Origin of the sequence: Flavobacterium cyclinae (assembly GCF_021172145.1) — a bacterium.
Classification (GTDB): domain Bacteria; phylum Bacteroidota; class Bacteroidia; order Flavobacteriales; family Flavobacteriaceae; genus Flavobacterium; species Flavobacterium cyclinae.
In genome coordinates this window covers 65803-90611 of record NZ_CP089095.1, presented here as the reverse complement: position 1 = coordinate 90611, position 24809 = coordinate 65803, and the positions used below count along the sequence as shown (strand labels likewise).

Below are 24809 nucleotides of genomic sequence, written 5' to 3'. Positions count from 1 at the left end.
AAAATGAAATCATTTTTTGAAGGAATACAATCACTTTTTGTAGATTTTTTATTCAAACCGCTTGATTGGTTAAGAGCATTAGAGTTAACTAATTGGTGGACTGCAAATATCTTAAATTGGATTTTTATTATTATTTGTTGTGTTGCTATGACGTATTGGATTAAACAATTGAACATCTTCAAAGCAAACAATGAAGATGACCAAGATACAACTGCACACTCATTTTTAAAATAATTAAAAACTTTTATTGGTAAGGACTTTACAAATCCTTACCAATATCAGTTCTAAAATACATCTTATCAAATTGTAGTTTTGCTATACTTTGATAAGATTTTTTTATGGCTTCTTGAAAGTCGTTTCCGTAAGAAGTTACCGCAATAACGCGACCTCCATTTGTAACAACTTTTCCATTTTCTAATTTTGTTCCGGCATGAAATGGAATAGAATCTGTAATGTTTTCTAAACCAAAAATCTCTTTTCCTTTTTCATAATCTTCTGGATATCCGCCCGAAACCACCATAATAGTTGTAGCTGCTCTTTCATCGATTTCCAAAGTAATTTTATCTAATTCTTGATTCGAAATGGCTTCAAAAATTTCAACTAAATCACTTTTTAATCTTGGCATTACTACTTCAGTTTCAGGGTCGCCCATACGAACATTGTATTCGATAACCATTGGTTCGCCTTTCACGTTGATTAATCCGATGAAAACAAATCCTTTGTATTCAATTCCGTCTTTTTGTAAACCTGAAATAGTAGGTTTTACAATTCGAGTTTCAATTTTTTCTAATAAAACAGCATCTGCAAATGGCACTGGTGATACTGCTCCCATTCCACCAGTATTTAAACCTGTATCACCTTCACCAATACGTTTGTAATCTTTTGCTGTTGGTAATATTTTATACGACTTTCCATCCGTTAAAACGAAACAACTTAATTCGATTCCATCTAAAAATTCTTCAATCACTACTTTTGAACTTGCTTGCCCAAATTTAGCTCCCACTAACATGTTTCGTAATTCGGTTTTCGCTTCTTCTAAATCCGATAAGATTAAAACGCCTTTTCCAGCGGCTAATCCGTCAGCTTTTAAAACGTATGGAGCTTCTAAAGTTTCTAAAAATTGACAACCTTGTTCAACTGTTTCTTTTGTAAAACTTTCATAGCGAGCAGTTGGAATATTGTGTTTTACCAAAAATTCTTTTGCAAATTCTTTACTACCTTCTAATTGCGCTCCCACTTTTGATGGACCAATTACTGGAATATGGTTAATTTCAGCGTCATTCTTGAAGAAATCATAAATTCCTAAAACTAATGGATCTTCTGGACCTACGACAACCATTTCCACTTTTTCTTCTAAAACAAAAGTTTTAACAGCTGCAAAATCATTTGGATTTAACGCTATATTTTTAGCTATTTCTGCAGTTCCGGCATTTCCAGGAGCAACAAAAAGAGAAGTACATTTTGAACTTTGTAACATTTTCCAAGCCAGTGCGTGTTCGCGACCGCCAGAACCAAGAAGTAAAATAGTCATTTTGAGTGTTGTTATGTTGTTTGGCAAAAGTACTATTTCTTAAGAAGAAAGAAAAAAGAAAAAAGAAGAAAGATTATTTTCAGATTTATTACTTTTGAATAAATTCCCACGAATGTTCAACTTGTTTCATCTTTCTTTACAATTAAGCGGTTTTCCTATTGCGAAAGCTCAGGCTGATTTTGAGAAAATTCTACAAATTTCAGAGGCAGATTATCCCGATTATCTCGAAACTAAAAAGAGAGAAATTGTGGAATTTCATTTAAAAAACAATACTTTTTATCAAAATTTAGTTGGAAAAGAAACTTTCGATCCCGAAAATTCGGGATGGAACGATTTACCCGTTCTAACCAAAAAAGACTTGCAAAAACCTTTAAAAGATAGACTTTCCAATGGTTATTCTGAAAAAACTGTTTTTGTGAATAAAACTTCAGGTTCGAGTGGTGATCCTTTTGTTTTTGCGAAAGATAAAGAAGCACATGCTATAACTTGGGCTTCTATAATACATCGTTTTGGTTGGTATGATGTTGATTTTAATTCATCCTATCAAGCGCGATTTTATGGTATTCCATTAGATTTTATTGGATATCGAAAAGAACGTTTAAAAGATTTTTTAAGCAAACGATATCGTTTTCCGATTTTTGATTTATCCGACAAAGTTTTAGATGGTGTTTTGGAACATTTTAAAACCAAAAAGTTCGATTACATAAATGGTTACACAAGTTCGATTGTGCTTTTTGGAAAATATTTACAAGCGCGAAATATCATTTTAACCGATGTTTGTCCAACCTTGAAAGTTTGCATGGTGACTTCGGAAATGTTGTTTGAGGAAGATAAAATCTTGCTGGAAAAACATTTAGGAATTCCTGTTGTGAATGAATATGGTGCTTCGGAATTAGATTTGATTGCTTTTCAATCCCGAAGTGACGGGACAAATTACGAATGGCAAGTAAATTCTGAAACTTTGTTTGTGGAAATTTTAGATGAAAATAACCAACCGGTTCCGTATGGAAAAGAAGGAAAAGTGGTAATCACTTCGTTATACAACAAAGCACATCCGTTTATTCGTTATGAAATTGGCGATGTTGGAATATTGGATGAAAAAAGCACATTGAAAAAACCCATTCTAAAAAAATTAATTGGAAGAACAAGTGATATTGCCATTTTACCAAGTGGAAAAAAATCGCCCGGATTGACTTTTTACTATGTGACTAAAAGTATCATTGAAGACGATGGAAACGTGAAAGAATTTATTGTTCGACAGACAAAATTGGATAGTTTTGAAATTGATTACGTGAGTTCGGAGGAATTAACTTTGGAACAAATTCTGGAAATAGAAAAAGCAATTGCAAAATATTTAGAACCTGGTTTGCATTTTACTTACAACCGAAAAGCAGTTTTGGAAAGAACAAAAAGAGGAAAATTGAAGCAATTTCAGTCGATGCTTTGAATCAATTACACAGAGTTTCACAAAGTCAAGCACAAAGTTCCACAAAGTATTTTTAAAATTTGAGAATTTGCGGTTAAAAACCTTGTGTTCCTTGAGCCTTCCTTGTGTTCTTTGTGGTAAAATAGGAATTAATTTCTATACTTCATAAAACCACGAAACATCCAATGCAACATATAATAAGTGGCTTGAAAAACATTCAACTTTTCAACTTCTCTATAAAATTGCCATTGGTATTTAATTAAATCTGATTTTTTTCTGGAAAGTGAATTTTCTCTGATTCGGTAAATCGCTTGCGTTTCTTGAATGCCGTAAGCGAAAGGAATTACTTTTAAATAGTTCAACCACAATCCCATGTCTTGACGTTTTCGGATTAATGGCATATATTTTTTGCCTAGTTTATTAATATCTAGAAAAGCAGTTAAACAGCTAATCGAATTGGATTTTAAAATATCGGTATACGAAACTTTATGCGGAACAATAAAATCAGAATAGATAAATTCTAATTGTTCATTGGCTCTTCTATAAGATGAAAATACGAATGGAATTCCGGTTTCTTGAATCGTTTTTATGTTGTTTTCGATGAAAGTTGGGAACCAAATATCATCGGCATCAATAAACGTCATGTAAGCTCCTGATGCCTTTTCAATTCCGGTATTTCGAGCTACAGCTGGACCTGAATTTTGACTTAATTTGTGAAATTGGATACGGTTGTCGTTTTGGATTATGGATAAAACTACACTTTCCGTTTCATCAGAAGAACCATCATCCACAATAATCATTTCCCAGTTTTGATACGTTTGATTTTGTACGGATTGTATGGTTTCGGCAACAAATTTTGCAGAATTATAAGTTGGTGTAATTATTGAAACTAAAGCGTTCATTAATAAGCTTTTTCTTCTCCTTTAAAAATATTGACTACCGTTTGAATAATGATTTTAATATCCATTAATAATGACCAATTTTCAATATAATATACATCAAATTTAATACGGTTTACCATGTCATTTTCAGTTTCAATTTCACCTCTATACCCTTTAACCTGTGCTAATCCTGTGATTCCAGGTTTTACATAATGACGCACCATGTATTTCTTTACTTTATTTCCATAGGTTTTATTTTGTGACCATAAATGAGGTCTTGGACCTACAACCGACATATCACCTAATAAAACATTGAAAAATTGTGGCAATTCATCAATACTGGTTTTTCTTATAAATCGACCGATTTTTGTAACTCTTGGATCATTTCTAGAAGCTTCTTTTTCAGTAGTTACATTTAACTTCATTGATCTAAACTTATAACATAAAAATTCTTTTTCGTCTAAACCTGGTCTACTTTGTTTAAAAAATACAGGACCTCTCGATTCGATTTTGATTAATAATGCCATTAATGGGGTTAACCAAGAAAGAATAAAAATGACAACTAATAAAGAAAAAACAAAATCAAAAGCTCTTTTAAAATTTTTAATTAACGGATCGTGAAGTGCTGTTTTTTGAAGTGATAAAACAGGAAAAAGTTCGTAATAGTCAATTTTTAAATTTTTGGAAAAAATAGCTTTTGAATCTGGAATAAACTTAACGACAATGTTGTTTTCATCTCCAAATTCAACTAAATCTTTTAGTTTTTCATTAGAAAGTTCATTTAAAGAACAATAAATCTCATCTATCTTATTTTCCAAACAATACGATTTGATAAGATCTACCTTTCCAATGATATTTTCATTTGTTTTTTTATCAGAGAAATATCCTTTGAATCGATATCCATAATCTGGTCTTTCTTCAAATATTTTTTTTAAATCAATAGCTTCTGTTGTATATCCTATAATAATTGCATTTCTAAAGTTATTTCCAGTTACAATTCTGTATTTTTTTAAATAATAAAAAAGTAAACTTTTTATAACAATAATAATTGAAAACAAGGTAATGGAGTACAAAGCTATTGCTTTACCACTAAAAATTGTTTCTTTATTAAATGGAAAAAAAGCAATAATTAGTAAAATAAAAAAAACACTCTGTTTGGCTATTTTACTAAGGATTTCAACTGGAGTTGTAAATCGGTAAACATTATAAAAAGATGAAAAAAAGGCAACAATAACCCATGTTATCGCAAGATAAATTCCAAAAATTGTAAAATTAATATCCAGGCCTTTAAAAAACAAAGGCAATAAACCAAGTACTAAAATTAAATCTATTAAAATACTTAATGGTCGGATGTATTTGGAATATCGTCCTTTTTGCATAAATTAGTAGATATATTTAGAAAAATCTTTATGCTCCTCTTTTAACAACTCTTCTGATGAAAGCGTTTTAAAATATTCGTATGTAATTTTCATTCCTTCAGCTCTTGATACTTTTGCTTCCCAACCTAATATTTCTCTAGCTTTTGTTGTATCAGGTTGTCTTTGCATAGGATCATTAATTGGTAATGGATGATACACCACTTTTTGATTAGTTCCAGTTAATTTAATGATTTCTTCTGCGAACTCTTTAATTGTAATTTCATCAGGATTACCAATATTTACTGGAAGATGATAATCAGAATGAAGCAATCTAAAAATACCCTCCACTTGATCATCTACATAACAAAACGAACGTGTTTGGCTACCATCACCAAAAATAGTTAAATCTTCACCTCTTAATGCTTGTCCAATAAATGCTGGAATAACTCGACCGTCATTTAATCGCATTCGAGGTCCGTAAGTATTAAATATTCTAACGATTCTAGTTTCTACACCATGAAAAGTGTGATATGCCATTGTAATAGATTCTTGAAAACGTTTAGCTTCGTCATAAACCCCTCTTGGACCAATGGTGTTTACATTTCCATAATATTCTTCAGTTTGTGGATGAACTAATGGATCTCCATATACTTCTGAAGTAGATGCGATAAGTATTCTTGCTTTTTTTACTCGAGCTAAGCCTAATAAATTATGAGTTCCTAAAGATCCTACCTTTAAAGTTTGGATTGGAATTTTTAAGTAATCAATAGGACTTGCAGGTGAAGCAAAGTGTAAAATATAATCAAGTTTTCCGGGCACATGAACAAACTTGGTGATATCATGATGATAAAACTCAAAATTTTTATCTTTGAATAAGTGTTCAATGTTTTTTAAATCCCCAGTAATTAGGTTATCCATTCCAATAACAAAATAACCTTCTTTAATAAATCTATCGCAAAGGTGCGAACCTAAAAAACCTGCTGCACCTGTTATTAATATTCTTTTCATTTATTTTCTCTCAATTTTAAATTGTGCTGAAATGTTAAAAAGGCAATAAAATACCATAAAAAAGATAACACCTCTTTGTCTCCATAAAAAAGATTCTGTCAAAAATAAGCTTATCATTAGAATTGAAAAAGCAATATGAATAAAATCTTTACTTTTTAATGCGTTTTTTATATTTAAAACTATCATTGCAAACAACAATAAAAATCCCACAATACCTAAATCAACAAAATTTTGAATGTATTGGTTGTGGAAATTCTTTTTTTGGTAGCCTTCGGTAATTTCATCACCTAGAAAAACATTATATTTTTTTCCTTTTTCTTCTGTTTTCTTTAAAGCGGCATTTAATCCAAATCCTTTCCAAAAAATAGGCTCTTCTTGAAGAAATTCTAAAAATATTCGAGCTTGATATACTCTGAATGCTGTTCCTGGAAAAAAATCGTTTGGTGTAAATTTTTCATTAAACCAAGCTTCATAAATACTAATATTGTGAACCCCTTGTGGAATTCCTTTTATTACATTACTGCTTAAACTTTTATTCGTATTTGATTGAAACTCGATTTGAAATCGTTCCTTTATTTTTCCAAAAGAAAACATTAAACCCAATATGACTATCATTACAATCAGGTTTCTTAATCGCATCTTATTTGCAATTTTTGAATAAAAAAGGAAGTAAATGACAATTAAGGTTATTACAACTAAAATGATGTTTTTTGATGATAATAAAATGATAAAACTAAATAACAATACAGAGATAAATAACGTAACTTTAGTTTTTACTTCTTGAGTTAAAAAATAAAAAAATGCAATCGCAACAAATACTGAAAAATGGATAGCATTTAATAGTTTGGGCACTAACCCATAATCATTATCATATTCGCCGTGATAAAAAAATACTTGAGCATCTTGAGTAATAGCATATCTAATTATAGCTCTAACTAAATAATAAGCGACTAATAAAGTTATAGAATAACTGTAAATACTGATAGCCTTAAGTTTCTGTTGGAGTGTAAAAGGGACAAACAAAAAAACAATAGGTAAAATCAAAAAACCTATTTCTCTTGGAATTGCCTTAAGTGTTCTTGCGCTATCAATTGACCAAAAATAAGAAAAACCCATCCACATAAAGAGGATAATGGGCAAGCTTAATGCTAATGAAAAATAAATTTTGGATTTGTTTTTATTGAAAAGTACTGATAGAACAAATAATGCTAAAAAGAAATTATTTATTCCTAATGGCAAAGGAATAGTTACCATTAATAAAACGAATGGTAAAAAAGAAATGTTCGTTTTACTTTCGTTTAGAAGATTGTTCCATACATTTTTCAAAAAGTTGTAAATAATCGCCATTTATTTTTTCCCAATTAAAATCGTTTGCTATTGCCTGATAATTGTTTTTTATAAAGTGCAAGTTATCACTTTTTTTAATAGTATTTAAGATTTTTTTAACTTCGGAAGGATTTGAAAAATAATATGCATTTTCTTTAAGAACCCCTTTATTAAAATCGTTGTTATGAGCAATTATCAATGCTTGTGATGCCATTGCCTCTAAAAGTGATGGGTTGGTTCCCCCTACACTATGTCCGTGAAAATAAAGATTACTATAATATCTTAAATTATTTAAATGTTCTAAATTGTAAACACCGCCGATAAATCGAATATTAGAATTATTTTTAAATTTATCTTTTAGATAAGCGCCGTATTTTGTTTCGTGTTTTCCAATAACTAAAATTGGAGTTTGGTCTTCATTGTTTAAAGCAACCCCTTCTAACACCATATCTAAGTTGTTTTCGGGTTCAAATCGCGCCATAATCATGTTGTAGTTACCTGGTTCGACTTGGTATTGCTTTAAAACATCATCATTTGGTGAATCAAATAAATGGGCGCCATAAGCTATATAAGTAGACTCTTTTTTATATTTCTTCTTTAAAAATGATTGAATTCCTAACGAATCTGCCACCAGATAATCCCCTGATTTTGCTGCTAACCATTCTGCAACTTTCAAAAATTGTTGCACAGGCCAAGAATATTTAGAACGTTTCCACTCTAAACCATCCATGTTAATTATGTTAATAGCTTTTTTTGGCATTAAAAAGAACCAAATAGAATTACTAGTGTACCCTAATTGTAAGATGATATCAAAATTTCGTTTACGCGCATCTATTATACAATTATAATCATAAATGAATTGCCCAAAAGTACCATACTTGTACTCTGGATCATGTTGATGTATTATATGAACACCATTAAAGGTTTTTTCTTGAAATGGGTGATTATGTGAATTATAACAATAAACTTCGTGACCTTTATTTGCTAAATACACAGAAAAAAATTCTGCAAATTGTTCAAATCCTCCGTAATAATTGGGAACACCACGCGTTCCTAAAATAGCAATCTTCATTAAAAAAATAATATTTTTTCAAATGTAACTATTTTAGAATTATTATTAAAAGAAAGTTAAACAACAATGTTTTCAAATAATTTTTCAAAAGATTGTACATACTGTTCAACCGAAAACTGATGGATCACTCTATGAAAACCATTTTTACCCATTTGTGTTCTCAATTCTTGATTTTGTAGTAATTTTTCAAGAGCGAAAACCAATTCTTGTTGGTCATTTGGTTGAACTAAAAAGCCTGTTTTATTGTCTTCAACTATTTCAGATAATCCTCCATGATTCGATGCAACAACAGGTTTTTGAGCTAACATAGCTTCAATGGCTACCATGCCAAAAGGCTCTGGTTCTGTTGAAGGAACAACAGCAATATCAATTGATTGCCATATCTTTTGAATTTCATTTTGAAAAGGCAAAATCATTACATTATTTTCTAATTGATATTCCGCTATTTTTTTTTCTAAATCTTCTTGAAAGTTTTCTTGATTTGGTGGTGGTGCACCAACGAATACTAACTTAATGTCTGTTCTGCTTTGAATTAATTTTTGAAAAGCTTCTAACAAAATCATTTGGCCTTTCCATCTACTTATTCTTCCTACTAAAGCAATTACAATTTCATCGGAATTTAGCTTGAATTTATTGGTCCGTATATCTAAAACATCATTGTGATTAATTTCGATAGAATTCGTTTCTATTCCGTTCCAAATTACTATTCCTTTTTTGGAAATCTTTTCATTAGCTTCCCAAAATGTCTGAGTTGCTTTTGAATTATACACAATAAAATTATTGCACTTTAAAATTAATAAAGCCATGAAACCTTTTTTAAACAAAGTGGGTTTCTCAATAATTTCATGTACATGCCATAAATGTTGGATGTTGTTTTTCCAAGCATACATAATACCCAATAAAACAGCAAGTGTATTAGAATAAATAAGCTCAAATTGATGTTTTTTATGTAGCTCATTTATTATTTTAAACGCTTTTTTAATATCGCCAAAAAAACCTAAAATGTTTTTAGGTGTAAATAATTTTCTATATAATTTTAATACCGGAGCAATTACTACTTCAATTTTTTCGGATTCCAATGCCTCTTTTAAAGGACCATCAAAAGGTAAAATTACAATAGGCTTAAATTTAGTTTTGTCTAAATTTTTTAACAACAATAATAATGTTTTGTCTGAACCATAAAGTTCTGCCGATTGATGAATAAAAAGAATTTTTTTCATTAATAAGTAATTTTTCTCAAATGGTTTTTATAAGAAAATAAAAATCCAATTAATAATGATTTAGAATCTAATAAGTTGTAAAAACCCATAAAAACCCAATAAGAAATAATGAGAAATAAACCTGTCCCAATAAATAATAAGTTTATGTTATGATCTAAATCGTTTACACTTGATTGTTTTCTAAAAAAATAAAAAATAGAGCCAAAAAGTAATAATAATCCTGGGATTCCGGCTTTTAAATAAACCGTCATATAACCATTATGTAATATAGAAATATGTCTTAAATCCATATCACCTAATCTAACTTTTTGTTTTAAATCAACTTGTGAACCAATTCCTTCACCTAAAATATAAGAATCATTATAAGTTAATTGTTCTATAGTTCTAACATTTTCATACGAACGATAATGGTCATGAAAATCTTTCCAATCATTTCTGTTAATTTTAGTTGCAAAAGCTTCTAAGGGAATTAATTTTATTTTGTATAGAAATTCATTAACGCTATCTCCATTTCGCTTAGGGTTATACAAATAAATAGCTGTATAAGATAATACTGATGCTATTATAAGAGTTCCAATGATGGTTAATGATTTTTTATCAAGTATCAACCAACCTTTCATCGCCATGAATAGTATTACCAGCTGAATAAAATTTGTTCGTGCTAAATAAAAAAAGGTTGAAAGCCCCATAATGATAAAAAACAATCTGTATCTTTTAGTAGACAAATCAACTTGAAACTTCTTATGAAATAATAAAATAATAAAAGTATAAATTTCGTAATCATTAAAATAGCCACCATATTCTCTAATGCTTGCCACACTTTTTGCTCCTTGAAAAACAATTCCATAACCCACTAAGGCTAAATGAATTATTGCCATTGCCAGCCCTGAGTATAATAAAAACTTAAAAGGATTTTTAATTGTACTATTAAAAAATTGATACCCAATAAAAAGCCCTAAAATTGGTTTTAATAAATAGGTTATATCTCTAATAACAAAATATAATCGGTATTGATAAAAAACCCCAACTATAAAAGCTAATATGAAAATAAAAATGAAATACGATACATATCGTAAAAAGGAGGTAGAATATGATTTTTTAAATGTTAATACTAAAGCTAATAACCAAGAAATAAATGATAATTCGTAATTATTAAAAAAAGGAATAACTACGCAAAAAGTAAAGAACAATTGATAAAAAAACTCTTTATTTAAAGATAATTTCATTGAGTTATTGTTTTTAAAATTTTTGCTGGTACACCACCAATTACTGTGTTATCAGGAAACTCGCCATTTACTACAGCTCCAGCGGCAATCACACAATTATTTCCAATTTTTGAGCCATCTAAAAAAGTAACTTTGGCGCCAATCCAAACATTGTTTCCAATCAAGATACCTTTTGATGTAACGCCTTGCTCTCTTATTAATCTGGAAGGGTCCTGAAAAACATGATTTTCTGAATGAAAACTAATATATGATCCTGCAATAACATCACTTCCAATTTGGATACCTCCTGCCGCACCAAACTCGGTAAACTTTCCAAAAGCGGAATTGTTCCCAATAGTAATTCCTTCACCATATTTGGAAAAATGACTGGTGCAAGATATCCACGAATATGCACCTATTTTAACGTTATTGCCAAATGATAATTTATTTTTGGAATATCCATCAATACTAACGTTGTTTTCTATTGTAATATTGCTTCCAAAAATAATATTACGTTTATTCGAAATTTTACAATTTTTTCCTAAAAAAATCTTCTTATACAACCAAAAATATCCTCTACACACCATTATGAATCTAGAAAACATGCTTGATATGAATAAACTAGATGGGATATTGGGATCGATTTTATAGTTTTTTCCTGCTCTATTAAGTAATTTTTGAAATATTAACTTAATCATGAAATTTGTTGTTTTTCTTTAATTGGTAAATATAAAAAATTATAACTATTAAATCTGTTGCAATTAAAGAATAAAAAACACCATAAACTTTAAATAAAGGAAGTAAAAATACGATAGCCAATAAGTTAATTAGCACCATAATTGACGTCAATCGAACATAAAATTTTTTATAATTTAAAGCTAGTATTAATTGTTTTAAAGGAACCGAAATAGCTAATATTAAGGGAATAAATACAGCTACCTCTAGCAAATTACTTAAAACATATCTGTTAGTTGGATTAAAATAAGCTACAATTTCGTATGAGAAAAGATGAAAAAGTGCCATGCTTATTAATACAAAAACAAAATTAAACCCGTTATAAATTATCCAATTTTTTAATCCTCTTTTAAAATCTGTTTCAATTAAATAACAAACTCTTGGGAAAACATAATTAAAAAATAGAAAGATATATGTTTTGAATATTACAATAATTTGTTCTACTATTCGATATTGACCTGCCATTAAATTATTTCCAAAATAACTAATTAAAACAACCGGTGCGTATAATTGTAATGAAACAAAAATTTGAGATGAAAACATAGAGAAGTCATTTTTAATATGTTTAAAAACTTCTTCTTTATTTACCATTAAAAAAGAGAATCGATGTTTTTTAATAATCCATATAAGAATCAAAAAGTTTGAGAAAATCATTCCTAAACCCCACCATAAATTGACGTATATATAATCTGTTTCTTTTTTTATAGTAAAGAATATCCCTAATAGATATATACCTTTTGATATAATGTTAACTAATGTAATCCATTTTACATTTTCAATTCCTTGTAAGAACCATGTGGGATTAAGAAATTGCCCTATTAATACCGAAAGCCCTAAGGTAAACATTATTTTTTCGGATTTGAAAAAAGGAAAAGTAAAGAAAATAAAAGATGCAAAAGTTAAAACAATCAACAAAATAATTCCTTTTACAGCATATGTTGTTGTAAAAATTTTATTTAATACTTCTGGATTATCTCTGTTAACTGAAACTTCTCTGACTCCAATAATATCTGAACCAAAATCGATAAATACAATTAAGAAAAAAGCAATCGCCATTCCCACAGCTGTTTTCCCAAAATTTTCTTCACCACAAACTGATACAATATAGGGAACAACCAACAGGGGTGTAACCAAATTGAAAAGTTGACCAAAACCATAAATACTAAGTTTATGAAATTGAGGATGAAATAGTATTTTATTAAAGATTTTTAGCATTTACTTTTCAGTATACAATTGGCTTAATTTGTTATATAATTTATCGCCTTTAGGATATAGTGATGGACCTGTTGCTTGATTAGGTTCTTTTCTTTTTAAACTTCCAACTAATTTATCAATTACTGTATTTGATTCATCTACCCTAAATAAAAAATATACTTCTTCTCCTTTAGCTGTAATTTTTTCTTTTTTATAATAAAAGGCTATTTCATTTAATATGATTTCGGGTTGTTTTTTATTACGACCAAAATCTATTCTAATTTGTTTCGGTTGAATGGTATCTGGAAATGTAAAATTAATGGTTTGATTTTTTTTACTTCCTTTTACTTTTATCCAATAGGATGCTTCTTTATGAAATGCAACTGAATTACTCGTTGTATAATATACAGCTATTGAATCCGATTTTTGAATAACAGCATCTAGCGACATTTTTAAAGAATTAGATGCAGATTCATTTTCACAACTGAAAATGAAAATTGATAAACAAATAAGAAATAAATTCTTTACCATTTTAAACTAATTTAAAGTAAATATAACTGATTTATTAAATAAAAAAAAGTGAACCGCAGTTCACTTTTTTAAATATACTATAAAAATATTTTTATTTTGCTAATTTTTCAATTTCTTGCTTTAATGTAGGCTCTTGAGGGTACAATGATGGGTTTTGTCTAACACCGTTTTCAATATTTGATTTCACCACTCCTGTTGATGGATCAAAAGTACAAGTGTTTTCATCAGCTCTAAAATACATTCCAAGTTCTTGACCTACAATTTCTTTTTTATTACCGTTATATTCTAAAATAACAGATTTTAATGTAACATCAGACTGATCTGGTTTAATACCTAAATCCAATCTAAGGTGTGTTGGAAATACATCTGCTGGTAATTGAAACTCTACTTGTTGTTCATTTTCGCTTCCTTCAATTGATTTCCAAACTCCATTTTCACCAAAATTAACTGTGTTGTCTTCTGTGTATAATAGACAAAAATCGTCTTTTTTAGCTGCTATAAAATTTACTGTAACTTTAAATTGTTTAACCGTCTCTTCAACTTCAGTTGCAGGAGTAGTAGCATCTGTGTTTTCATTTTTGCATCCTACAAAAGAAAACAAACAAACTATCAATAAAGAAAAATAATAATTTTTCATCTTTTTAAGGTTTAATTTTTTTGACAAATTAAAGAATTATCTTATTATCGTGCAAGTTAATTTATTTATTTTTACTGAAATTTAAAAACATCATTTTTCACATGAATAATTTATTAAACAAAGGGTTTGAAAAAGATATAAAAATGTATTTTTTTACATTTTTTTTATCACTAGTCGCTTATGGTTTTGCACTTTCAAATTATACATTAAGTGTAGATAATGAAATTCCTATTTTATCTGATTTTGCATTAGATATGGGGAGATGGGGTCAAAATTTAATTAGATATCACCTCTTTAATGGTCATTTACAATATTTTACTTTAATTCTGGGGTTATTTTTCTTTAGTGTTTCTGCTGTTAGACTTTCTAAACTTTTTAAGTTTGAAAATATTTATGCCTATTTCTTTTGTGGTCTATTTATCACTATTCCTCAAATATCATATCAGGTTGTATTTTATATGATGTCAGATATTGCTGGTTTAGGTGTTCTTTTATCTGTAATTAGTGTTGAAATTTTTATAAAAAACATTGAAAATAGTTCAAAAATCAAATTGTTTTTTTATTTGTTACTTGCTAGTTTAATAATAATGTTTGCTACTTCAATGTATCAAATTCTAATATTATTTCCTGTGACTATTTATGTAATTCACTTTTTTCAAAAATTACACAATGAAGACTTTAATCAAAAAAAAGAAATAAAAAATTTATTTGTTTTTGCAGGATTAATTTTGTTTTCTATTGTTCTTTATTCTATATCCGTTAAAATTATTTGTCCACCTATTAAAGATAGCGGGTATTTATTATCCTTTACTTCTGGAAACTCAAACAACATGATTTCAATGTTTTTTGATATTTGGATTAATAATCTAAAAGGTAGTTTTTACTATGGTGAAAAATTATTTATAATTGTTCCCCTAATTTCAGTTATTCTTCTTATTCGCTTTTTTATTGAAAAAAAATATTTTATTTTAAAATTATTAGTTCTATTCTTTTTAATATTAAGTCCATTTTTAGTTTCATTATTTATCTCTAATGGTTATCATCCACCTAGAATTTATGTTACTACGGGTATTATCTTTGCATTTTTAATTGTGTTTTTTATTAAATCTTTTAATATTAATAAATACAATTACATTACTTCAACATTTATATCCTTAATTATTATCTGTAATATTTATTTTATTACCAATCTGTTTTATACTTGTAACAAAATTTATCTTTACGATAAACGTAACTCTGAAAAGATGTATGATTTAATTTTGAAGAAATATCCTAATTTTGAAACTACTGAAAAAGTTGTATATTTTTATGGTTTCTTCGATTTTGAATATCATCAAAAATTCAGATTGGATAAAAGTGAAATTTTTGGTGGTTCAATATTCCACTGGGGAGAAGCAGATAATTACAGAGTAAATAATTTCTTTAAACTTTCAAATATTGGCGATTTTAATATGATAAATAAAGAACAATACGATTCTGTTAAAGATTCAATAAGTAATATGGCAGTATGGCCAAATGAAGAATCTATAAAAATGATTAACGGTGTAGTAATTGTAAAACTTGGAGATAAAAAAGGAGCTAAACTTTATTTTGAATAAAAGACAAAATTTACTCAAAATAAAAAAGGCTGGTTTTAATAAATTAAAACCAGCCTTTTTTTAATATTTTTTTAAACAATTAATTACCAAATCTGTTTCTAATTCTAAAAATAATGGTAAACGAAGTAAACAATCTGTAAAATTATCCGTTTCAGGTAAAATTCTACCATCGTGTTTGCTTTCATAAAATGGGCTTTTATGCAAACTAATATAATGAAAAACTGCCATTATTCCATTTTGTTTTAAATGTTGAATTAAAGCGGTTCTTTGTTCTAAATTTTTACACACTAAATAAAACATATGAGCATTATTTTTGGCATAACTAGGTAATTCAGGTAAACTAATTTCATGTTTTTTTGCCCATTCATTTAATTCCAAATTATAATTTTCCCAATGTGCCTTTCTTGTATTTTGAATATTTTCAAGATTTTCTAATTGTGCCCATAAAAAAGCTGCAACAATTTCAGAAGGTAAAAATGAACTTCCCACATCAACCCAACCATATTTATCTACTTCTCCTCTGAAAAATGAAGAACGATTTGTACCTTTTTCCCATATTATTTCAGCTCGATTGATAAATTGTTCATCGTTAATGGCTAACATTCCGCCTTCTCCAGAAATAATATTCTTGGTTTCATGGAATGAAAAAGCAGCTAAATGACCAATAGATCCTAATGCTTTTTTAATTCCATCTTTTCCTGTATAATAACTATCTATAGCTTGAGCGGCATCTTCCACCACAAATAATTTATACTTTTTTGCTAGATCCATAATCGTATCCATATCACATGCTACACCTGCATAATGAACTGGAACAATAGCTTTTGTTTTAGAAGTAATTAAAGATTCTATTTTAGAAGCATCGATATTTGGATGGTTTGGCATACTATCAGCAAACACAATTTTTGCTCCTCTTAAAACAAATGCATTTGCTGTTGAAACAAAAGTATAAGATGGTATAATTACTTCATCACCCTCTTTAATATTTATTAAAATAGCAGCCATTTCTAAAGCATCAGTACAAGAAGTGGTTAACAACGATTTTTTGAAACCATAATTAGATTCAAAAAATTGTTGGCACTTTTGAGTAAAAATTCCATTACCTGAAATTTTACCTGATTTCACTGCTTCTTCTATATATTGGGTTTCTTTACCTGTTAAATAGGGTTTATTAAATGGAATCATTTCTCCAAAAATGTTTAATAATTATACTTTGCTTAACTTTATAACCTTGTTTTTCATAAAATGAACACGCCTCAAAATTCTCTTTTTGTGTAGGAATATTAAGAATTTTTATATCGTTTTTAATTAATTCATTTTCAACAACTTGTAATAATTTTTTTCCTATTCCTTTTCCTTGATGATTAGGTAGAACTGCAACTAAACCAATTGTTGCTTCGTTTTTTTTAATTTTGTAACTTATAAAGCCAATTATTTTTTTTTCTTCAACATAGACTAAAATATCATCTGAAAAACCAAAATCAAGAGAATTATCTATCCATCTTTTATAAAGATTTTCAAACTGTTGAATTGAAAATTTTTTATCTTTTTTAAAACGACTATATTTTCCACTTTCAAAAGACAATTCATATAATTGCTCTCTTGAAAAATTTTTACTAGAAAAACTTAAAATATTCTCAGAATCTAATTGATTTTTAACTAAATCTTTAATATAGACAATCTTATTTTCTTTATATGATTCACTATATCCAGGTAGATTAATATCTTTATCAGAATTACAAAAAACATAAATCAAATCATACGTTTTTTCAACATTAATAACGGATTGATTATCTATAAAACATTCTGCTATTTGCAATTCAAAAAAATTTGAATCCCAATCAAGTTGATTTATCATTCTGTTGATTTTTCTATAATATAACTTGGTCTGTTTTTAACACCTTCAAAGATTTTACCTATGTATAAACCTACTACTCCAAGTGTGGTTAATAAACACCCGCTCAAAAACCAAATACTAATAATTAAACTTGCATACCCACTAACTGAAACTTTTCCTGTCATCTTTTCAAATAAAACATAAATAACCATTATAAAAGATATCAATGCAATGGATAATCCAAATTTAATTATTAATCGCAAAGGCTTGTCTGAATAGGCTAAAATAATATCTAAGGCTAAATTGAGTAATTTTTTTAAATTATAATTTGATTTTCCTTCTGATCTTGATGCGTGTTCAACATTTACAAAACTTGTTGAAAACCCAACCCATTTCACCATAGTGGGAAAGTATTTGATTTTCTCTTCTAATTTTACAACCTCATCTATAACTTGTTTAGAATAAATTCCAAAATTTGCAACTGTTGCATCTTGTTTTGTTCCTGTTAAATAGGATAGAGTTTTGTAAAATAATTTTGAAACTGTTTTTTTGTAAAGAGAATCTTTTCTTTCATATCTTCTGGCTAAAACAATATCGTATCCTTTCTGAGATTCAACAAATAATTTATTAATTTCTTCAGGTTGATCTTGTAAATCGCAATCTAAAACTACAATATAATCTCCTTTTACTTGATTTAAACCCGCTGTAATTGCATAATGTTGACCAAAATTTCTACTTAATTTAAAACCTCTTACATTGTTGTTTCTTTTTGAAATCTCTTCAATTTTTTGCCATGATTTATCTGGACTAAAATCATCCACTAGTATAATTTCAAAAGAATTAAAAGCTGATGGAATACTATTTGAAATTCTTTCTACTAACTCTTCTAAAACTAACTCAGCTCTATAAACTGGAGAAACAACTGATAATTTCATAAACTAATATATTACTCTACCTCTAAACACTTCTTCTACATCCACAATTGGAGGTACATTTTTCAATACCACATTTCCGGTTGCGAAAATAGTTCCTTCTATTTGATTAACGGGATAAACAAACATGTCGTTAGAACCTCTATGAAAAACTTTAATAGTTTGGGCATAAAATGCGTCACCGTAAAAACGACCGTTTCCAAAATAAAAATTTAACAACATTTGATTTGTATTTCCATTAACATAATAATTGGAAACCGTATTACTCTCTACTACTAATTGCTCATTATTGACCTGAACATTAAAATCTCCTGTTCCTGCTTCATCTCCATCATCACCTAACGAAAACAATCGAACTACTCTAGAATGTAATACACCATCCGATTCTATTTTTTGTTCCGTTTTACTGTGCAATTCTAACTCGACAATAGCAGGAAAAACCGTTCCATCTGGAATAGTAACAACTACTTTTGTTTGCCCGTAATCTCTAGCAATATTACAAGTTGAATTGTCTTTTATGACTAACATATCGCCATTTAATCGTACATCTATATCATCAATAATATTATCGGATGTATTAATTTTAACTTCATAATTAATACCTTCTTTAACCACTAATCCTACACCACTATATACTTTGATTTTTGTAAATCCTTCTAATGGATATGTTTTGGTAATTTGATTGCCATTCCCTTTAAAACAATCTTCAGAAATACCGCAGCTTGCCATTATAAGTAATAGAAGATATATGAAGTATTTTTTCATCTGTTTTATTTAATTTTTATAATAACCTAATCTAGTTTTAAGCGATTTTCTGTGATTTACAATCTTATTCCTATTGAAAATTCCCCTGCCTCTGCTCTTCCTCCATGCGCTTTTAAACCTACACCCGTAAAAATATTTTTGTAAATATAATATTTTACTCCGAGTCTTTGATAAAGGTTTGTTTCATAATCAAATGGCTTATAAACATAATACCCTAATTGTGTTTCTATTGATAGTTTATTTATAAACAATTCATGTCCTAAAACAAGTCCTATTCTTTTATAATCAGTATTAGGATCACTATTTTTTTCAGGAAAAGCTACCGATGTAAACTCGATGTAATCAATTAAATATCTTGAAAAGAAAATATCGGTTCCAATTTGTATTGCACTTTTTCTTCCAATTCTTTTATCTGCATAAAAACCAAAATGATAAAACTGACGTTGACCTAAATGAGGAACAGGTCCTTCTGAAATTCCTGTTCTAAATGCTATATTATATTTGATTCTCTCTCTGTAAGAAGCTTTTGATGGTAATGAATCAACAATAAATTCTTGTTTTTTGCTTGTTAGGTTATAATTTAACCCAACATTTAATGCAAAAGTATTAATTCCGCTATTTGGTGCTTTAAGTCTTCCATTAGAAAAATGAGTTAACATAAAACCCGCTTGAAAACCAAACCTATTAAAAATATTTTCCTTTTTATATTGCAACAGTACATAATTATTATCCATTAGTCTTGTTCCAAAAGCATTGTTCTTATTATTGGATTCCTTATCGTATGGATTTGAAGTAACACCAATACCTTGTGAAATTCGAAACATTAAATTTCGATTCAAAAAGTAAAAATTGTAATGTAATCCTAGGGCAATATTATAGCCTAAATATTGATTTTGGAAGTCTAAATAATGGAATGAAATACCATAATCTGGATAATTATAAACTTGTTCCCATTCTTTTTTACCAAATGTTTTCCAATTGTAACTTAACATAAAACCATCGGGATGGCCTGTAATTAAATGTCCAATATCATCAGTATGTTTGATGATATTACCTCTGAAAAGTTGAACATCAATATAGGCTGGATTATTTTCTTGTGAGAAAACAAACGAAACAGAAAAACAGAAAAAAAGTAGGGCTTTTTTCATCTTTTCAGTTGTGTTAAACATTCTTTTAAACTATCCTTCCATTCCTTAATTTCAATGTGAAATACCTTTTTAATTTTTGTTTTATCTAAAACACTATATGCAGGTCTTGAAGCAGGTGTTGGATAAGCTTCTGTTGGAATAGGATTTAGGTTAATTGAAATAGCGTTTTGTTGAAATATTTCTTTTGCAAAATCATACCAAGAGCAAATCCCTTCGTTACTGAAATTGTAAACTCCGAAGTTGTTGGGTGATACTGAAACGAGTTCAGCATGACAAGACTGTATGATTTTCAACAAAACCTCAGCTAAATCTACTGCATTTGTTGGCGTTCCAATCTGATCATGTACAACAGACAAAGTATCACGCTCCGAAGCTAATCGTAACATGGTTTTCATGAAATTATTTGCAAATTGCGAATACACCCAAGAAGTTCTTACGATGAAATATTTTTCCCAATTATTCTGAATTGCTAATTCGCCATCCAACTTCGTTTGTCCGTAAACGCTTTGCGGATTTGGGATGTCGGTTTCTTTGTACCCATTTGTCATACTGAGCGAAGTCGAAGTACCATCAAAAATAAAATCGGTAGAAATATGAAGTAAAACAGTGTCGAATTCTTTACAAACTTTAGCTAAATTTTCTGGACCAACAGCATTAATTAAATGCGCTTTTTCAACTTCACTTTCTGCTTTATCAACTGCGGTATAAGCAGCGGTATTAATACAAAATTGTGGTTTATGAACTGCAAAAACAGATTGGCAATTTTCAAAATTAGTAATATCCATTTCTTGATAATCAGTATAAACAAACTGAATATTTGGATATTTATGAGCAATAAATTGAATGGATTGTCCTAATTGACCGTTGGCTCCTGTAACTAATACTACCATACTTTCTTAGCATTTTGTAGATTAGGTAATACTTGGTCTTTTTCTGAAATAATCAAGTCTTGAGAAGGAAAATCCCAATTGATTTTCAGGGTTTCGTCATTATAAATTAATCCTCCTTCACTTTCTTTGTTGTAAAAATTATCACATTTATAAAAGAAGGTTGCCGTTTCTGATAGCACTAAAAATCCGTGTGCAAAACCTCTAGGTACAAAAAACTGTTTTTGATTTTCACTCGAAAGTAAAACGGCTTCATATTGACCAAATGTTTCTGATTCAGGACGTAAATCAACGGCAACATCTAAAACTTCACCTTGTAAAACACGAACTAACTTGGCTTGGGCGTGTTCGCCACATTGATAATGTAATCCTCTTAAAACACCTCGAGTAGAGAAAGATTGGTTATCTTGAACAAACGTTACATTTTGTCCAATTCCTTCTTGAAATGTTTTTGCATTAAAACTTTCCATGAAGTAACCTCTTTCGTCATTGATTATTTTAGGTTCTAGGATAAAACATCCTTTTAGTTGGGTTTCTATAAATCTCATATTCTACATAATGTGCCAATTTTCAATATGTTAATGAGTCTATTTTTTTCATTGGCATATTGTCACATTGACAAACTGACTAATTAAATAAGGCTCATCAAATGTTTTCCGTAGCCACTTTTTAATAATGGCTCTGCTAATGCTTTTAACTGATTTGCATCAATGAAGCCCATTTTATAAGCGGCTTCTTCAATTGCTCCAATTTTCAATCCTTGACGTTCTTCAATAACCTCAACAAATTGACCAGCTTGCATTAAGGACTGGAATGTTCCTGTGTCTAGCCAAGCGGTTCCTCTATCTAAAATACTTACTTGTAATTTGCCTCGATTTAAATATTCTTTATTTACATCGGTAATTTCTAATTCGCCTCTGTGGCTTGGTTTTATGTTTGCCGCAATTTCTAAAACATCATTATCATAGAAATAAATTCCAGGAACAGCATAGTTTGATTTTGGTTGGGCTGGTTTTTCTTCTATAGATAAAACTTTTCCATCCTTATCAAAATCTACCACACCATAACGCTCTGGATCGTGTACATGATACGCGTAAATAATTCCTCCATTTGGATTGTTATTCGCTTGAAGTAATTCTGCTAAACCAGTTCCGTAGAAAATATTATCTCCTAGAATCAAAGCTACTTTGTCGTTCCCTACAAACTCTTTACCAATGATAAAAGCTTCAGCTAATCCGTTTGGATGTTCTTGAACAGCGTATTCAAATCGGCAACCTAATTTACTTCCATCGCCTAACAATTGACGAAATAATGGTAAATCGTGAGGTGTAGAAATAATTAAAATTTCGTTTATTCCTGCCCACATCAAAGTTGATAATGGATAGTAAATCATGGGTTTATCATAAATAGGCATCAATTGTTTGCTCACCGCTAATGTTAACGGATGTAAACGGGTTCCTGAGCCTCCTGCTAATATAATTCCTTTCATTTTTAATGCGTTTATAGTTTGTGGTTGATTGTTTATAGTTTCGAAAAAAAACTATAACTCGTTAACACTAAACTTTTTTAAATACCATTCTATTGTTTTTACAATTCCGGTTTCAAAGTTTTCATCGGCTTTCCAACCTAATTCGGTTTCGATTTTTGTAGCATCGATGGCGTATCTTAAATCGTGTCCTGGTCTGTCTTTTACAAAAGTGATTTGTTCTTTATAACTTCCTGATGCTTTTGGCTTCATTTCGTCTAAAATTGAACAAACTTTATCAACAATATATAAATTGTTTCTCTCATTTCTGCCACCAATATTATACGTTTCACCAGCTTTTCCTTTTTTGAAAGCCAATTCAATTCCTTTACAGTGATCTAAAACATATAACCAATCGCGCACGTTTTTTCCATCGCCATAAATCGGAATATTCTCTCCAGTTACCGCTTTACGAATAATAGTAGGAATCAACTTTTCATTATGTTGTTTTGGACCATAATTGTTAGAGCAATTTGTGGTTACAACGTTCATTCCATAGGTATGAAAATAACTTCTCACAATCATATCAGAACCCGCTTTTGAAGCCGAATATGGGCTATTTGGCGCATATGGTGTTGTTTCTTCAAACAAACCCGTTTCGCCTAAAGTTCCATATACCTCATCAGTAGAAACATGGTGAAAGCGTGAATTTTCAAATCCAATGTTGTATTGATTAGGAGCCGACATCCAAAGTTTTCTTGCTGTATCTAACAAATTAAACGTTCCTAACACATTGGTTTTAATGAACGCTTCTGGACCTGAAATCGAATTATCAACATGACTTTCTGCTGCAAAATGAATTACATCGTGAAACTGATATTTTTGAAATAATTCTTCTACAAAATTTCGATCGCAAATATCACCTTGAACAAATGTATATCGAGCATGATTTTCTACTTCTGATACATTTTCTAAATTACCAGCATAGGTAAGCAAATCTAAGTTTACTAAATGATAATCTGAATTGTTCTCTATAAAATACGGAACAAAATTTGCTCCAATAAATCCGGCACCGCCAGTTACTAAAATATATTTCATTAGTTAATTCTTGCTACTTGATTTTTATATAATTTTATAAACCAATACCCTATTAAATATAAGAATACAAACAAAATAGGTACAATAAATTTCATTTTATTACTTAATCCTGAAGTATTAATTTGGTTGGCAACAATACTTTGATCTTTTACAATCTTATCGTATTCAACACTATTTAAAAGTTTGTATTGATTTTCTTTTATTAATTCGTCTTTCTTATTAATAATGTCGTTTATTCCGCTATTTTCAGAAATAGTAACACTACCCGATGGCTTGTTTTCAGAAAACGAAAGTATCAATCCATCAATTTGATTTATTAATTGATTGTTAATTTCAATTTTCGTTTTTACGTTATTTTGATAAATAGTTTTTAATTTATTAAAATGCTCTGAATCTTGAAGGAAGTTTAATATTGGATCAATAAGTTCGTTTCTTTTAAATGGTTTAGAAGTATTTATTACTAATTGATGTTGATAATAATTTTTACTCGTTATATCCTCCTTAATTATTTTCTCAATATTGCCGTCTTCTGCCATTAATTTGATAAACTCAAAATTTAAAGCATTGTCTTTTGAATTAATAAAACTATAAATTCCGTTGATTGGCTTAATTTCAATTTTACCAATTTCATCGATATCCTTTATACCAATTTGTTTAAAAAAAGCAACATCTTTCTCTTTTAATTTAGACTCCAATAAACTTATCTTATTGTATAGATATTCATTACTTCCAAAATTTGGAATTAGAACCAATTTTTGAATATAACTATGTCTGCTATCTAGAACAACACCGGCAGCAACACCAGCTATAAACAATATAATTATGATTATGATTTTCTTTTTAATGAAGAAAATAAAATCAAAAATGGTATTTAAACTATTATTAAAAAAGTTCTTAATTCCAGTTCCGATTTGGCCTAAATCGATTTCTTGATCTTGAGAATTTGTGCTCATTA

At 29.0% G+C, this 24809-nt stretch carries 25 protein-coding genes; 3 read left to right on the top strand and 22 right to left on the bottom strand.

The features are described from left to right. Positions 1–3 precede the first annotated feature (3 nt). Complete coding sequence (locus tag LOS86_RS00445) at positions 4–234, top strand: DUF6341 family protein (protein WP_231842705.1); 231 nt, start codon at positions 4–6, stop codon at positions 232–234. 25 nt (positions 235–259) lie between these two features. On the opposite strand, the gene purD is transcribed toward LOS86_RS00445, so the two are convergent. Further along, the gene (gene purD / locus LOS86_RS00440) at positions 260–1531 is read right to left on the bottom strand and encodes a phosphoribosylamine--glycine ligase (RefSeq protein WP_231842704.1); all 1272 of its coding nucleotides are present in this window, start codon (positions 1529–1531) and stop codon (positions 260–262) included. A 112-nt stretch (positions 1532–1643) separates the two neighbouring features. On the opposite strand from purD, the gene LOS86_RS00435 reads away from it, so the two are divergent. Continuing rightward, entirely contained in the window at positions 1644–2978 is a 1335-nt protein-coding gene (locus LOS86_RS00435) for a phenylacetate--CoA ligase family protein (protein ID WP_231842703.1), read from the top strand. Between the two features lie 128 nt (positions 2979–3106). On the opposite strand, the gene LOS86_RS00430 is transcribed toward LOS86_RS00435, so the two are convergent. The 11 genes from LOS86_RS00430 to LOS86_RS00380 form a co-directional block, all read right to left on the bottom strand. After that, positions 3107–3859, bottom strand: coding sequence for a glycosyltransferase family 2 protein (locus tag LOS86_RS00430; RefSeq protein WP_231842702.1), 753 nt, complete (start codon positions 3857–3859; stop codon positions 3107–3109). Next, positions 3859–5217 carry an undecaprenyl-phosphate glucose phosphotransferase gene (locus LOS86_RS00425; RefSeq protein ID WP_231842701.1) on the bottom strand — a complete coding sequence of 453 codons (1359 nt, stop codon included), beginning with the start codon at positions 5215–5217 and terminating at the stop codon, positions 3859–3861. The genes LOS86_RS00430 and LOS86_RS00425 overlap by 1 nt, the downstream gene beginning before the upstream one ends. Before the next feature lie 3 nt (positions 5218–5220). Then, positions 5221–6204 (bottom strand): UDP-glucuronic acid decarboxylase family protein, encoded by a 984-nt coding sequence (locus LOS86_RS00420; RefSeq protein WP_231842700.1) that lies wholly within the window; start codon positions 6202–6204, stop codon positions 5221–5223. Continuing rightward, on the bottom strand, positions 6205–7551 hold the full coding sequence (locus LOS86_RS00415) for an O-antigen ligase family protein (protein WP_231842699.1): 1347 nt from the start codon (positions 7549–7551) through the stop codon (positions 6205–6207). Continuing rightward, positions 7493–8602, bottom strand: a complete 1110-nt coding sequence (locus LOS86_RS00410; RefSeq protein ID WP_231842698.1) for a DUF1972 domain-containing protein — start codon at positions 8600–8602, stop codon at positions 7493–7495. Before LOS86_RS00410 ends, LOS86_RS00415 begins: the two co-directional genes overlap by 59 nt. 56 nt (positions 8603–8658) lie before the next feature. Further along, a complete protein-coding gene (locus LOS86_RS00405; RefSeq protein ID WP_231842697.1) occupies positions 8659–9822 on the bottom strand; it encodes a glycosyltransferase family 4 protein in 1164 nt (387 codons plus the stop codon). Then, positions 9822–11048 (bottom strand): O-antigen ligase family protein, encoded by a 1227-nt coding sequence (locus LOS86_RS00400; RefSeq protein ID WP_231842696.1) that lies wholly within the window; start codon positions 11046–11048, stop codon positions 9822–9824. The genes LOS86_RS00405 and LOS86_RS00400 overlap by 1 nt, the downstream gene beginning before the upstream one ends. After that, positions 11045–11725 carry an acyltransferase gene (locus tag LOS86_RS00395; RefSeq protein ID WP_231842695.1) on the bottom strand — a complete coding sequence of 227 codons (681 nt, stop codon included), beginning with the start codon at positions 11723–11725 and terminating at the stop codon, positions 11045–11047. Before LOS86_RS00395 ends, LOS86_RS00400 begins: the two co-directional genes overlap by 4 nt. Next, positions 11718–12977, bottom strand: a complete 1260-nt coding sequence (locus LOS86_RS00390; RefSeq protein ID WP_231842694.1) for an oligosaccharide flippase family protein — start codon at positions 12975–12977, stop codon at positions 11718–11720. The genes LOS86_RS00395 and LOS86_RS00390 overlap by 8 nt, the downstream gene beginning before the upstream one ends. Continuing rightward, positions 12978–13487 (bottom strand): hypothetical protein, encoded by a 510-nt coding sequence (locus tag LOS86_RS00385; RefSeq protein WP_231842693.1) that lies wholly within the window; start codon positions 13485–13487, stop codon positions 12978–12980. It abuts the gene before it with no gap. A 91-nt stretch (positions 13488–13578) separates the two neighbouring features. Beyond that, a complete protein-coding gene (locus tag LOS86_RS00380; RefSeq protein WP_231842692.1) occupies positions 13579–14124 on the bottom strand; it encodes a hypothetical protein in 546 nt (181 codons plus the stop codon). A gap of 101 nt (positions 14125–14225) precedes the next feature. Between LOS86_RS00380 and LOS86_RS00375 the strand changes: the two genes are divergently transcribed. Continuing rightward, on the top strand, positions 14226–15722 hold the full coding sequence (locus LOS86_RS00375) for a glucosyltransferase domain-containing protein (protein WP_231842691.1): 1497 nt from the start codon (positions 14226–14228) through the stop codon (positions 15720–15722). A gap of 60 nt (positions 15723–15782) precedes the next feature. Here LOS86_RS00375 and rffA read toward each other — a convergent pair whose 3' ends face one another. From rffA to LOS86_RS00325, 10 genes are all read right to left on the bottom strand, one after another. Beyond that, entirely contained in the window at positions 15783–16907 is a 1125-nt protein-coding gene (gene rffA / locus LOS86_RS00370; RefSeq protein WP_231842690.1) for a dTDP-4-amino-4,6-dideoxygalactose transaminase, read from the bottom strand. Then, positions 16894–17580, bottom strand: coding sequence for a GNAT family N-acetyltransferase (locus LOS86_RS00365; protein WP_231842689.1), 687 nt, complete (start codon positions 17578–17580; stop codon positions 16894–16896). The genes rffA and LOS86_RS00365 overlap by 14 nt, the downstream gene beginning before the upstream one ends. Next, positions 17577–18494: a glycosyltransferase family 2 protein gene (locus tag LOS86_RS00360; RefSeq protein ID WP_231842688.1), complete on the bottom strand. Its 918-nt coding sequence runs from the start codon at positions 18492–18494 to the stop codon at positions 17577–17579. The genes LOS86_RS00365 and LOS86_RS00360 overlap by 4 nt, the downstream gene beginning before the upstream one ends. 3 nt (positions 18495–18497) lie before the next feature. Next, positions 18498–19256 (bottom strand): GIN domain-containing protein, encoded by a 759-nt coding sequence (locus LOS86_RS00355; RefSeq protein ID WP_231842687.1) that lies wholly within the window; start codon positions 19254–19256, stop codon positions 18498–18500. A gap of 56 nt (positions 19257–19312) precedes the next feature. After that, positions 19313–20404: an acyloxyacyl hydrolase gene (locus tag LOS86_RS00350; protein WP_231842686.1), complete on the bottom strand. Its 1092-nt coding sequence runs from the start codon at positions 20402–20404 to the stop codon at positions 19313–19315. Further along, complete coding sequence (gene rfbD / locus LOS86_RS00345; protein WP_231842685.1) at positions 20401–21294, bottom strand: dTDP-4-dehydrorhamnose reductase; 894 nt, start codon at positions 21292–21294, stop codon at positions 20401–20403. Before rfbD ends, LOS86_RS00350 begins: the two co-directional genes overlap by 4 nt. Continuing rightward, complete coding sequence (rfbC, locus tag LOS86_RS00340; protein ID WP_231842684.1) at positions 21288–21839, bottom strand: dTDP-4-dehydrorhamnose 3,5-epimerase; 552 nt, start codon at positions 21837–21839, stop codon at positions 21288–21290. The genes rfbD and rfbC overlap by 7 nt, the downstream gene beginning before the upstream one ends. A gap of 83 nt (positions 21840–21922) precedes the next feature. After that, positions 21923–22780 carry a glucose-1-phosphate thymidylyltransferase RfbA gene (gene rfbA / locus LOS86_RS00335; protein WP_231842683.1) on the bottom strand — a complete coding sequence of 286 codons (858 nt, stop codon included), beginning with the start codon at positions 22778–22780 and terminating at the stop codon, positions 21923–21925. 51 nt (positions 22781–22831) lie between these two features. Beyond that, the gene (gene rfbB / locus LOS86_RS00330; RefSeq protein WP_231842682.1) at positions 22832–23854 is read right to left on the bottom strand and encodes a dTDP-glucose 4,6-dehydratase; all 1023 of its coding nucleotides are present in this window, start codon (positions 23852–23854) and stop codon (positions 22832–22834) included. After that, positions 23854–24807 carry a hypothetical protein gene (locus LOS86_RS00325; RefSeq protein ID WP_231842681.1) on the bottom strand — a complete coding sequence of 318 codons (954 nt, stop codon included), beginning with the start codon at positions 24805–24807 and terminating at the stop codon, positions 23854–23856. The genes rfbB and LOS86_RS00325 overlap by 1 nt, the downstream gene beginning before the upstream one ends. Between the last annotated feature and the right edge of the window lie 2 nt (positions 24808–24809).